General features: G+C 59.9%; 10 protein-coding genes. 9 read left to right on the top strand and 1 reads right to left on the bottom strand.

What is annotated here, in order from left to right; all coding sequences use genetic code 11:
* Positions 1–439 precede the first annotated feature (439 nt).
* Complete coding sequence (locus tag AB4N48_RS09385; protein ID WP_252876434.1) at positions 440–1,834, bottom strand: hypothetical protein; 1,395 nt, start codon at positions 1,832–1,834, stop codon at positions 440–442.
* Positions 1,835–2,127: 293 nt separating this feature from the next.
* On the opposite strand from AB4N48_RS09385, the gene AB4N48_RS09380 reads away from it, so the two are divergent.
* The 9 genes from AB4N48_RS09380 to AB4N48_RS09340 all read left to right on the top strand — a co-directional run bounded on the left by AB4N48_RS09380 (position 2,128) and on the right by AB4N48_RS09340 (position 12,928).
* Complete coding sequence (locus AB4N48_RS09380; protein WP_056789468.1) at positions 2,128–2,484, top strand: hypothetical protein; 357 nt, start codon at positions 2,128–2,130, stop codon at positions 2,482–2,484.
* Between the two features lie 519 nt (positions 2,485–3,003).
* On the top strand, positions 3,004–4,191 hold the full coding sequence (locus AB4N48_RS09375; protein WP_082530321.1) for a YcaO-like family protein: 1,188 nt from the start codon (positions 3,004–3,006) through the stop codon (positions 4,189–4,191).
* Between the two features lie 26 nt (positions 4,192–4,217).
* Positions 4,218–5,924: an ATP-binding cassette domain-containing protein gene (locus tag AB4N48_RS09370; RefSeq protein ID WP_460095222.1), complete on the top strand. Its 1,707-nt coding sequence runs from the start codon at positions 4,218–4,220 to the stop codon at positions 5,922–5,924.
* A gap of 167 nt (positions 5,925–6,091) precedes the next feature.
* The gene (locus AB4N48_RS09365; RefSeq protein WP_007913915.1) at positions 6,092–7,051 is read left to right on the top strand and encodes an AAA family ATPase; all 960 of its coding nucleotides are present in this window, start codon (positions 6,092–6,094) and stop codon (positions 7,049–7,051) included.
* A gap of 5 nt (positions 7,052–7,056) precedes the next feature.
* Positions 7,057–8,001, top strand: a complete 945-nt coding sequence (locus tag AB4N48_RS09360) for a DUF58 domain-containing protein (RefSeq protein WP_016774988.1) — start codon at positions 7,057–7,059, stop codon at positions 7,999–8,001.
* Positions 7,998–8,495, top strand: coding sequence for a DUF4381 domain-containing protein (locus tag AB4N48_RS09355; protein ID WP_095180187.1), 498 nt, complete (start codon positions 7,998–8,000; stop codon positions 8,493–8,495). The genes AB4N48_RS09360 and AB4N48_RS09355 overlap by 4 nt, the downstream gene beginning before the upstream one ends.
* The gene (locus AB4N48_RS09350) at positions 8,488–9,567 is read left to right on the top strand and encodes a vWA domain-containing protein (RefSeq protein ID WP_252876438.1); all 1,080 of its coding nucleotides are present in this window, start codon (positions 8,488–8,490) and stop codon (positions 9,565–9,567) included. The genes AB4N48_RS09355 and AB4N48_RS09350 overlap by 8 nt, the downstream gene beginning before the upstream one ends.
* Positions 9,564–11,300 (top strand): vWA domain-containing protein, encoded by a 1,737-nt coding sequence (locus AB4N48_RS09345; protein ID WP_073471111.1) that lies wholly within the window; start codon positions 9,564–9,566, stop codon positions 11,298–11,300. The genes AB4N48_RS09350 and AB4N48_RS09345 overlap by 4 nt, the downstream gene beginning before the upstream one ends.
* Positions 11,297–12,928, top strand: a complete 1,632-nt coding sequence (locus AB4N48_RS09340) for a BatD family protein (RefSeq protein WP_460095221.1) — start codon at positions 11,297–11,299, stop codon at positions 12,926–12,928. The genes AB4N48_RS09345 and AB4N48_RS09340 overlap by 4 nt, the downstream gene beginning before the upstream one ends.
* Positions 12,929–12,993: the final 65 nt, after the last annotated feature.

Below are 12,993 nucleotides of genomic sequence, written 5' to 3'. Positions count from 1 at the left end.
CGCGTGCAACACCCCTTTCGGGGCTGGTGTCGCCCTGTTCCTGATTCTCGGGCAGAGGAAACAGGGAGACAGGTGGGTGAAGCTGGACGGGACACTCAGGTCACATTCACCTTCCATGAATGAGCATCTGCAAAAGCGACTGCCAGCACTGCCGACAATGCCTTTACGGGTGCTCATCCGTTGCGCAGCTTAATGGGTGCGACAATGTGTCTGCTTGCGGTGCTGCGACATATTCGGTCATTGGCACGTAAATGCAGGGTTTGGCCTGCATCAACACTAGCAGGCGTGAGCTGAAATGCAGGCTCGATACCCCGGTTTCACGGGACTTTCGTGCCAGGACAATCCTTGGGAACGTTACATATCCGGAAACGAAAACGCCCAAGGCCCTGTTATCGACCCTGAGCGTGGCATCCGGTTCAGCGCTGGCGGTTGACGCGGATCAGTCCGGCAGTTCCTCAAAGGCTCTGAATTTGCTCACCGTGGCGCAGTCGTAGCACATCGTCTGCAGGATCTGCTTGTCCATGCTGGCGTCAATGTTGCTCGAATCGCATTCGCGGCAGAACAGGCGCAGATTGCCCAGCAAGTCGCTGTCGAACGCTACGGCGCTGAAGAATTGCGGAACCAGTTCGTCGCGCCAGTACATGCCCGGCGACTTTGAGAATCCGGCGCCGCTGTCCTTCAGCACTACGTCGTAAAGCAGTCGCTGCAAGGCTGTCTGCGGCACCCGCGCATCACGATGGCCGTTCTTGCGCCAGTTACGGACGAGCGCGTCCTGCGCCGTGCCCAGCATGTTGCGCGGAATGGTGTTGGAGGCGTGACTGCGCCCTTTGGAATTGCCGGTGGCATAAAAGTGCGCGGCGTTTCGTACCGCCAAGCGGGCGAAGTAATACAACTGACTCACCGAGAAGTCCTGCAACAACTGCCCGACCACCTCATCGGCACGGGCTTCGGCCGTGAAGGCGAAATCCACCTCACTGGCCAGCACACGAATGTATTGAAGCGACTCTTCGCGGGCGAGACTGAAGACCAGCGAATAGATTTCGCTCTTCCAGGCAGCCTTTACGCTGCCCGACAATTCCTGATACAGCGCCAGATACAGATTCTCTCGGTTACTGCGCGCCGCGCCATCCAGCGTGACGTTGGGCAGCCAGCGCACGGCGCTGTACTCGCGAATACTGCAACCCTCGCTGCGATCGAAGGCGTTGATATCGGATTCGGTGGAAACCGCCAGCACCCCGGCTTCGTGCAGGTCTTTGAGCAACTCTTCCCGCGCCTCGAAGGTCAGGGCGAGCAGCTCCTCTCGGGATGGCGCGTTCAACGGCGCAATCCATTCAACGTTTGCGCCGTAGCCATCATCGAGCAAGGCAAGCAACGTCAACTTCTGCACAAAGCCCAGATTGGCGTAAGGCACTGCAGGGAGTTGCGCGCCATATCTGGCCTGCAACTCCAGACGGTCCCGCGCTGCCCGGGCGGCCAGTTGCTGCTGGCGAACCTTGAAACATTCTGTGCAGTTGCACGCTGCGTGGCGGCCATTGGCGCCGGGGACACTGTGCTGGTGCTCACAGCGGACGCATTTGAATGCACTGCGCAACGAAAGCGGAGTTCCCCTGGCGTAGCGGCGCATCCACATCGGCAGTTCACAGTAAGGACAGGTGAGGTCTGTGCTGACGATCGGTGGCAGAACTTTTAGCAGACTGCGCACCGTGGAAGGAATCTGGAATTGCGCCATCAGCTGCGAAGTTTTCTCACCTTCCAGATAGCGCTTGTAGATCTCCTCGATCTGTTCGTCAGACAGGTGGCGAATTTCTTCGGCGCGTTCGAAATATTGAGTCATGGCAAAGGTCCTTTTTCGGGGTTTTGGTAACGCACTCCGTTGCGCAAGAGCGGCGAAACTAACGGCAAAACGGTGGCGATCACAAGCGAAAAATCGCAATTTCGGGTGGATTTTGCGCATCCGGTAATTGCCTTACGCTGGCGTCGGATTTTCCCTTCTCGCTACTCGGAACCGGGCGACGGAAATGTCCTGCTTTGCGACTTTTTGCCGATGCAGGCAGCGCGAACGAGCAGAGACTGGCAAAATCGCGCCTTCGAACAGATTCACCGCCGCCACTGCCCAGGATTTCCCCCATGCAAATGACCACCGCCCTACTGATCGTCAACCCGTGCGACGACGAAGAAGACAACATGGCCATGCTCTGCTGCCACAGCGACAAGGGTGAGATGTTCCTGATGAGCCGTTATCCGGATGAGGATGAGCTGGAGATCACCCTGGATGGCGAGCCGTCGACGCTTGACGGCGTGAAGGTCACGCTGACGTCGGAACTGCTGAAGATCGAGATTGCTGCGGCGGATGCCGATGCGTTGAATGGGGATGATGTGCTGGAGATCGCTTTCAACCCGGATATGGTGGATATGGAAGAGGTTGTTGAGACCTTGAAGAATATTCTCGATGGGACAGGAACTTTTGTAATTAATCTGGAATAACCAGGTCGGCTCGCATGACAAGATAAATGACGACGGCATTTGATCGCCCCTTATGCCATCGTCATTAATTCCACGCTGATCGATACCTCTACAAGCTCTAAACACCTGAAAACCATAATTCGCGCTAATTTTCCGCATAGAACGCCGCTGTGTTTAACAGCACGAAGTTCGATCCTACTACTCCTCAAGAAGTGCCCTACGCAATCATCGGAAGCCGTCTGATTGCGGGCCCACCCCTCCCTTGTTATTACTCGTTGCGCTTGCAAAAAAACATGCAAGCTCGGCGCACAAAAAAGTGCCGACAACGTGATATTCAATGGAGTCATATGTAATGGGTAGAAAACGTTCTGAAATAAACACCTTCGAGGATTTGCCTTATGGCTCGGGCCACTTTGAAGGTTTCCTGGCGACGGAACTGGACTTCTTCGCCTCACTGACCCGCTGACTCGGCCTCCCGATCAGCCAATCCTGAAAATGCCGAAAGTCGATCTTTCGGCATTCAAGCCTACGAGGCTCACCATGTCAGAGCGTGAGATTTCATCCAGCGAAGCGTTTGTCCGAATAAACAATGTTATCCAGACACTGGGTTTGAAAGCGCGAGTGCGCTATGTCGATGACGGTAATCTGGTCGCTACTGCCGAACTCTATAACGAATACGACACGCTGATTGAATCAGGCGCAGGCAAAGGTCCCGACGCGCTTGTAGGTGCACTTGCTGAAAGCCTTGAGCACTACGCGATGTTTCACGCCGAGCCGCCATTTTGCACAACGCTTGGTTGCAGTGACATCGCTTCGCAGAACGGGGTCGAGTCGGACGGCATTTTCACAAGTCTGCGAAAAAACATCGAGCCTCTACAGTGTCTGCAGCTTGCAGCACTCGACGGCTGCGCCGGGCTTTTTGTGCCATGCGCCCTGCTGTATCCGGTCAAAGATGAACGTAAAACAACGAGTCAACCGACGCGCTTTTTAAATCGCTACGCCTCTAACTCAGGAACTGCTTTCGGCTGCACGAAATCAGAAGCACTGCTGCACGGTACCCTGGAACTGATTGAGCGACACCTGTTGTCCCGGTTTTTCATGGCCGTCTGCAGACTGATACCTGCGATAGATCTCTACTCACCGTCGGCGCCCCTGCTTGCGCAAGCCCTGTTCAACAACTCATACGCGCTACGGGCTGCCGAAGCTTTGCAGATCATCATTATCAAAGACGAGTCAGAAGTTTATCTGGCGGTTGCATTCCCACGAACCGGCCCCGGCGACCGACATATATCCGCAATCGGCTCCGGCTGTTCTTTGGACATATTTATCGCCATCCAAAGAGCGGTAACGGAGCAATTCCAATCAAACGCCTTATACGACGCCAACGATGAAATCGCGGACCGAAAGGTACTTGATGTGCTTTGTCAATCCGAGAAACTGAAACAGCTGATAGACTTTGCACCCGTTAAAAACTTGAAACTCAATACCCTGGCGCCGCCAAAAAGCCTGCTTGCACTCTCTGTTCCTGAACAACTTGCCTTGCTCCGAAAAAACCTGAGCGGTATGAACAAAGTCCTATTTTTCAGAACAGTCATGGAGTACCCGGGGACCAACGTAGTTACCCAGACTTATATCCCGGGTCTCGACCGATTCAACATAATCAGAAATGGCCAACCCGTAGCTCCTCAGCACATTTTGCTCGGCACCAGGAGCACGCCAACGGCGTGATCCAAAACGACCACAGGCCCATACTCATGCAGACATTTATAAGAACAGCCTGCGAGAAACATCGACTCCTGCTGGTGATGACAATAGGCGCGACCATCACCCTGAAAATCCTGGCCCTGGCCCCTCCTTTGTTATTGGGCAAGATCGTCGATTCACTAAACGATGCCGATCACACAACGCTGCGTACGCTGCTTTTTTTCACCGCAGCTTTTACGCTGGCCGGTTGCATTCAGTCGATGACCACCCCCCTGCAAACGCTGCTGCTCTCAAAGCTCGTCCAGCGAGTTGTCATGGATGCTTCCATCAATTGGATGGCGCGGTTGATGGGCAAGGATTTTTCCCAGTTTGGCACGTGGCGAGTAGGACACTTCATCAAGTCGGTCGAGCGCGGAATCACTGCCCACGAACAGTTGCTGATGTTCTTCGTCACTACGGGTTTTCCCCTGTGCCTGGAATTTCTTATTGTGGCCGGCGCATTCTGGTATATGGGCGGAGCCTGGGTTTTCTGCGCGCTAGCTGGCCTCGGTGGCTGTTATCTCTATGCAACTCACCGGATCATTCGATGGCGCAGAAAACACATCGATGCTGTTAATGACCAGGAGGATGAGCTGAGTGCAACCTTGGTCAATACTTTGAGGGCTGGTAAATCGATAAAACTGGAACGCGCCGAACGCACGGCCCTGCAACCCTTGAACCGAGCGTTTGAGCGCTACGCCAATGCTGCGGTGACCGTAGCAGGCTCGGGCGGACTGTTGAGCGCGGCGAAGATTTTGTTTATCAGCCTGTCCACCGGCGGTTTGTTGGCTTGGGGAGTCATGGATCAGACGTCCGGACAAGCAAGTATCAGCGTCGGTCAGTTGGTGGCCATTTCCTCTATTGCTGGTACGTTCCTGTTGAATGTATCGGCGCTGACCGAAGGCTATCGGGTGCTGGATCAATTTTCGGCTGATCAACGGCGACTCAAAGAATTACTTGCAACTGCTGACTTCGATAACGATCGCCGCAATGACTCTGATGCGTTGCATAACCTATCAACATTACGGCTCGAGCCCTGCGAGATCACCCATAACGGTGTTGCGCAGCTATCAATTGCCAGCCAGATCAGCTTCCGACAGGGCCAATCCGTTGCGATCATCGGGCCCAGCGGCGCTGGCAAATCGACGTTACTCGAAGCGCTGGCAGGACTGGATTTTTCGGTGCGGCCCCGGCTGTTCATCGACGAGCTGTGCATAGATCGCTTAAATGCTCGCGTTCATCTGGAAACGGTGCGTTACAGCCCCCAGTCTCCGCAGTTCCTGGAAGGAAGTTTTGAACAGTCCGTACTTTTCGGTGTTGAGCAGTCGAAAACATTGAACGAGGCAATTCAATGCCTCCAGCTTGATGAAATCATTGGCCGAGGTCACATCGCTGAAAACGCCACCAATATCTCCGGAGGTGAAGCGAAGCGGCTTTCGTTGCTGCGACTTCTGAATCGACCGGGCAAATTCAATCTGTTTGATGAGCCGAGTGCTTCGATTGAACCGAAACTCGCTACACCAGTGTGGGATTTGCTATTCAAGACATTCGCTGGACAGGGCCTTATATGTGTCACCCATGATGTTGAACATCTCCATCGTTTTGACCGCGTGCTCGTCATGCAGCAAGGCGCCATCGTTGATGAAGGCAAATGGTTCGAACTGCTTGAGCGCCCCGCCATCAAGGTCATATTGCACAGCTTGCACACGCAGACCTGAATCGCAAAAACGTCCAGAAACGGCCCCACGCAGTGCAAACGAGGGCCGATACTGACAAATCGCGCAAATGCCGTTAGTCGCCGCCCCCCACGATGGATTAAAGTAACGCCCCCAGCCCCGGCGTTATCCGAACGCCCCGGCCACCCCCTTTCCAGGAACAGTCACCGATGGAACATCGTGAAGCGCTGCTGGCGCTGCGAACCTTTCTTTCAACGCAGATTCTCGGCCAGGAAAAACTCATCGAGCGCTTGCTCATCGCCCTGCTCGCCGACGGCCATATGCTGGTCGAGGGCGCTCCCGGTCTGGCCAAGACCAAAGCGATCAAAGAACTCGCCGAGGGCATCGAAGCCCAGTTCCATCGTATTCAGTTCACCCCCGACCTGCTGCCGGCCGACATCACCGGCACCGAAATCTACCGTCCGGAAACCGGCAGTTTCGTGTTCCAGCAAGGGCCGATCTTTCACAACCTGGTGCTCGCCGACGAAATCAACCGCGCGCCGGCCAAGGTGCAATCGGCCTTGCTCGAAGCGATGGCCGAGCGTCAGGTCAGCGTCGGGCGCAGCACCTATGAGCTGTCGCCGCTGTTTCTGGTGATGGCCACGCAGAACCCGATCGAACAGGAAGGCACCTATCCGTTGCCGGAAGCCCAGCTCGACCGTTTCCTCATGCACGTCAAGATCGGCTTCCCCGACGCCGCTGTCGAACGGCGCATCCTCCAGCAGGCCCGTGGCGAGGCGTTGAACGGCGAGACCAAGCCCGAGCGCCGGGTCAGCCAGCAGGCGATTTTCGCCGCGCGCAAGGAAATCCTTGGTTTGTACATGGCCGACGCCGTGGAGGAATACCTGGTGCAACTGGTCATGGCCACGCGCAACCCGGCCAAGTTCGATCCGGAAATGGCCGAATGGATCGCTTACGGTGCCAGTCCGCGCGGTTCGATTGCCCTCGATCGCTGCGCCCGCGCCCACGCTTGGCTGGCCGGTCGCGACTTCGTTAGCCCGGAAGACATTCAGGCCGTGCTGTTCGACGTGTTGCGCCACCGCATCATTCTGTCGTTCGAAGCCGAAGCCGCTGGCATCGATCAGGATCGCGTGGTGCAGCGGATTCTCGACGTCGTCGCCGTCGCTTGACCCCCATGAACGCCGCCCTGCCCTCCGAACCCGGTATCCGCATCAGCCTCGCCGAGCTGATCGAGATGCGTCACCGCGTGCGCGAGGTGCAACTGTTTTCTACGCCGAGTCAGCGCAGCCCGCTGATCGGCCTGCATCATTCGAAATTCCGTGGCCGTGGCGTCGACTTCGATCAGGTGCGGGTCTATCAGGCCGGTGACGACGTGCGCACCATCGACTGGCGCGTCACCGCGCGCACGCAGGAGCCGCATACCAAGCTGTTCCACGAAGAGCGCGAGCGACCGATTTTCATCATGGTCGAGCAAAGCACGCGGTTGTTTTTCGGCTCGGGGCTGATGTTCAAGTCGGTGCTGGCGGCGCAGGTCGCGGCGTTGATCGGCTGGGCCGCGCTGGGGCACAACGACCGCGTCGGCGGATTGGTGTTCGGCGACAACGAGCACTACGAAATCAAGCCTCGCCGCAGCAAGCAGAGCCTGCTGCAATTGCTCAACCGGCTGGTCAAGGTCAATCAATCGCTGCACAGCGAGCGCGAGCCGGATCGCGATGCCTTCGGCGTGGCCCTGCGCCGCGCACGGGAAGTGCTGCGGCCGGGCAGTCTGGCCATCGTCATTTGCGACGAACGCGCGTTGTCCGACAGCGCCGAGCAGCAATTGAGTCTGCTGGCGCGGCATTGCGATCTGCTGATGTTGCCGCTGTCCGACCCACTCGATCACGCCCTGCCCGCTGCCGGCCTGCTGCGCTTTGCCGAGCGTGGCGCGCAGCTGGAAATCGACACGCTGAACTTCGACCTGCGCCAGACCTACCGCGCCCAGGCCGAAGCGCGCATCGCTCGCTGGGAATTGCTCGCACAAAAGCTGCGGGTGTTGCTGATGCCGCTGAGCACGCAGAGCGAAATGGTCGAGCAGATGCGCGAGTTCCTGAACCCGCAGCGTCCGGGGAAAGGTCGATGAACGGCCTCGAACAACTGCAACCGCTGATCTCACCGCCGCCGATCGCGTTCTGGCCGCCGGCGCCGGGCTGGTGGCTGCTGCTTCTGCTGTTGCCGCTGCTGGGTTTCGCCGTGTGGAAGCTACGGCGTTTCATTCCGATGAAGAAACGCCCGTTGGTGCGCGCCGAGCAGCCGCTGGATCCGGTGCGCATCGCCGCGCTCGCCGAACTGGCGCAAATGCCCAAACCCTACGACGGTGCACCCGCCGGCGCTTGGCTGCAACAACTCAACGGCCTGCTCAAACGCCTGTGCCGCAACCACTATCCGTACAGCCAGAGCCACACCCTCAACGGTCGCAAATGGCTGGCCTTCCTCGATAACCGCTGCCCGGCTGCCGGCCTGACGCGCTGGATGGTGCTGGTCGAAGGCGCGTACAAGCCGGAATGCAAACTCGACGACAAAGCCATCGCCGGCCTGACCCAAGCGGTCGACACGTGGATTCGCAAACATGTTTGAGTTCGCCTGGCCTTGGATCTTTGTGCTGTTGCCGCTGCCGTGGCTGATGCGTCTGATCCTGCCGGTGGCCGACAGCGGCGAGCCGGCATTGAAAGTCAGTTTCCTCGCCGACCTCGAAGGCCTCGCCCGCCGCCGCGCCCGCGCCAACTTGCCGGCGTGGCGGCAGCAGGCGCCGTTTATCTTGCTGTGGCTGATCTTGCTGATCGCCGCCGCGCGCCCGCAATGGCTCGGCGAACCGCTGCCGATTGCCGCTAGTGGCCGTGATCTGCTGGTGGCGGTGGACGTGTCCGGTTCGATGGATTTTCCCGACATGCAATGGCAGGACGAAGAAGTCAGTCGTCTGTCGCTGGTGCAGCACTTGCTCGGCGATTTCCTCGAAAGCCGCGACGGCGATCGCGTCGGTCTGATCCTGTTCGGCAGTCAGGCCTACCTGCAAGCGCCGCTGACCTTCGATCGGCGCACCGTGCGCGTCTGGCTCGACGAGGCGCGGATCGGCATCGCTGGCAAAAACACCGCGATCGGCGATGCCATCGGTCTGGCCCTGAAACGCCTGCGTCTGCGCCCGGCGCAAAGTCGCGTGCTGATTCTGGTCACCGACGGCGCCAACAACGGCGGCGAAATCAATCCGCTGACCGCCGCAAAACTGGCCGCCAGCGAAGGCGTCAGAATCTATCCGATCGGCATCGGCGCCAATCCCGAGGACAGCGGCTCGACCGGCCTGCTCGGGGTCAATCCGAGCCTCGATCTGGATGAGCCGGCACTCAAGGCCATCGCCGAAATCACCGGCGGCCAGTACTTCCGCGCCCATGACGGCAAAGAGCTGCAAGCGATCAAGGACACCCTCGATCAGCTCGAACCGGTGACTCAGCAACCGACTCAGGCACGCCCGGCGCAAGCCTTGTATCACTGGCCGCTGGCGCTGGCGCTGTGGTTGAGTCTGTTGCTGGTCGTCCGCGAACTGTGGCCGGACAATCCGCTGCTACGCCTGTTTACCAAACAACTGTATTTACAAAGTCCGCTGCCGGACTGGCGTGAGCGCTTGCAGCGTTTGCGCCTGCGGAGGCGCCGATGATCGCGCTCTGGCCGCACTGGTTCCGTCCTTGGTGGCTGCTGCTGTTGCCGCTGCTCGGCTGGCTGCTCTGGCAACTCTGGCACCGGCAGAAACGCGCCGGGCGCTGGCAGATGATTCTGCCGCCGGCATTTCACGCTGCGCTGCTCAGTGGCGGCAGCGGTCGCCAGAGCAAACTGCCGTGGATCGCCCTAGGCGTGGCGTGGTTGCTGACCATTCTGGCCTTGCTCGGGCCGAGCTGGGAGCGCGTCGAACAGACCAGCCAGAAACCCGCTGACCCGCTGGTGGTGGTGCTCGAACTGACCCCGGAGATGCTCGCCACCGACTCGCCGCCGACGCGTCTGGAACAGGCGCGGCGCAAGCTGTTCGACCTGTTGCAGGCGCGCAGCGATGCGCAGACCGCCATCGTCGTTTATGCCGGCAGCGCGCACACGCTGGTGCCGCTGTCGGATGATCTGGCGACCAGCCGCAATCTGCTCGACGCGCTGAAGCCGTCGCTGATGCCGGAAGCCGGCCACCGCGCCGATCTGGCCGTGGGCAAAGCATTGGCCTTGCTCAAGCAAGGTGCGCTGGGACAGGGACGGATTCTGTTGATCGGTTCGTCGCTCAATGAAGAGGAACGGCGCGGCATTCGCCGTGCGCTCAATGGCGAGTCGACGCAACTGCTGATGCTCGGCATTGGCACCGCTGAAGGTGCGCCGATTGCCCAGGAAGACGGCAGTTTCCTCAAGGACCAGCAAGGCGCGATCCGCGTGCCGCAACTCGACAGCCCCGGTCTGGCGACTTTCCTCAACAGCGTGGGCGGCGAGTATCACCCGGCGCGTCTTGACGAGGCTGATCTTGGCGCTCTCGGTTTGCTCAACGGCCCGCGCAGCCTGCGCGACGACGGCCAGACCGTGCGCTTGGATACTTGGGCCGATCAGGGTTACTGGCTGCTGTTGCCGTTGCTGTTGCTGGCTGCGTGTGCCGGGCGCCGTGGCTGGCTGTTCTGCCTGCCGCTGCTGTGGTGCCTGCCGCAACCGAGCTACGCTTTCGACTTCGAAGACTTGTGGCTGCGCCCCGACCAGCAAGGTTTGCACCTGCTCAAGCAGAAGCGCCCGGCCGAAGCCGCGCAGCATTTCGATGATCATCAGTGGCAAGGGGTGGCGTTGTACGAGGCCGGCGACTACAGTGGCGCCGCTCAGCGTTTTGCCGAGGGCAGCGATGCCCGCGCCCACTACAATCGTGGCAACGCTTTGGCGAAAAGCGGCGAGCTGGAAGCGGCGATCGATGCCTACGAACAGGCGCTCGAGCTGCAACCGGATCTGCGTCCGGCGCAGACCAACAAGGCGCTGGTGGAAAACCTGCTGAAGCAGAAAAACGCCCCGCCGCCACCCGAACCGGACAACCAGCCCAACGAACAAAGTCTGCCCGGCGATGAGCCTTCGCCCACCACCGCGCCCCCTCCGGCGGTGAGCAGTGAAACCCAGAGCGAGGCGCAACCAGCCGAGTCGGCCAGCGAACCGCCTCCGACCGCCCCGCCGCTGCCAGGCCCCAATGAAATCCCCGGCAGCAACGAGGAAGAGGAAACCGACACGGTGCCGACCCTGCGCCCGAGCGAGAACAACCTCGAAGGCGAGCAGCGTCAGGCGCTCGAACAATGGCTGGGCAAGATCCCGGACGACCCGGGCGAACTGCTCAGGCGCAAATTCTGGTACGAACAGCAACAACATCAGGATCAGGAAAACAATCGATGACCCGCTTCGCCGCTCTCTTGCTGCCCCTGCTGATCTGCACGGCCACCGCTCAGGCGGCCGAGCTGACCGCCAGCGTGGATCGCAGTCGCCTGAACTCCGGCGAGACGGTCGAGCTCACCCTCGAAACTGACGACGTCACCCAGTTCGGCAAGCCCGATCTGTCGGCGCTGGAAACGCTGTTCGAAGTGCGCGGCACGCGCCAGGTCAACCAGCTCAACACCCTCAACGGCGACAACCGCGCGACCACACGCTGGATCATCACCCTGCTGCCAAAAGAAAATGGCAGCGTAGTGATTCCGCCGCTGCAACTGGGCGAAGCACAGAGCCAGCCGATCACCGTGCAGGTGATCGCCAGCGACAACCGCGAAGACAACAACAGCCTCGATCCGGTGTTCATCGAAGCCAGCCTCGACCAGACCAGCCTCTACGTGCAGGCCCAGGCCATCCTGACCCTGCGCATTTATCACTCGGTTTCGCTGTACGACGACAGCAGCCTGAGCCCGCTGCAAATCGCCGATGCGCGCATCGAACAACTTGGCGACACACGCACCTACGAAAAAGACATCAACGGTCTGCGCCACGGCGTGATCGAGATGCGCTACGCGATCTATCCGCAACACAGCGGTCTGCTGACGATCGCCCCGCAGACGTTCAGCGCCACGCTGGTCGATACCGCACCATCAGCAGACGCCTCGGGGCCGAAGCCCGGCAAACTGATGCGCGTCAGCTCGGCGTCGATTCCGCTGACGGTCAAACCGAAACCGCTGACCTACCCGGTCGATGCGCCATGGTTGCCGGCGCGCAACCTCAGCCTCAGCGAAAGCTGGAGCCCGGAACCGGATCACACTCAGGTCGGCGATTCCCTGACCCGCAGCCTGACCCTGAAAGTCGAAGGCCTCGCCAGCTCGCAACTGCCGGCCCTGCCCGCCACCGACGTCAACGGTCTGCGCCGCTACCCCGACCAACCGGTGCTGAGCAACCAGAGCAGCGACCGCGGCATCATCGGCAGCCGCGAAGAGCGCGAAGCACTGGTGCCAAGCCGCAGCGGCGCGATCGACCTGCCAACCGTCGACGTGGTCTGGTGGAACACCTTCGAAGACCACCTCGAACACAGCAGCCTGCCCGCGCGCACCCTGCAAGTGGCGAACAACCCCAGCCTGCAAATCGACACCCCGGCCGGCACCCTGCAACCGAGCACGCCCGACAACGACACTTTGTGGTGGTGGAAACTCAGCACCCTGATCCTCGCCTGCACCACCCTGCTCGGCTTCGGCCTCTGGTGGCGCGCCCGCTGGCAACCGGCAATCCACCGCGCCGCCCAGACCGGTCCGAGCCCACGCACCCTGCTCGACGACATCAAACGCGCCAGCCAGGCCAACGACCCCCACGCCACCCGCCAGGCACTGGACGCCTGGGCGCGGCAACAGCCGGAGACACTGGCGGATATGGCGGCGCGGTTTGTGCCGTTGTCGGATGCGCTGGATGGGTTGAATGGAGCGCTGTACAGCGAGACGGGACAGCACTGGCAGGGTGAGGATTTGTGGCGGGCGATCCGCACTATTCCCGCCGCCGAGCGCGTGCAGGATCCGGTGAGTGAGAGTGGATTGCCGCCGCTTTATCCGAAGTGAAAAGCGAAAGATCGCAGCCTTTGGTAGCGCCTACGGATTGTGTTTAGGAGCTGCCGAAGGCTGCG

Source organism: Pseudomonas sp. S2_C11, assembly GCF_054668395.1.
Note: the sequence above shows the minus strand (reverse complement) of the source record. Positions and strands in the feature narration are given on the sequence as shown.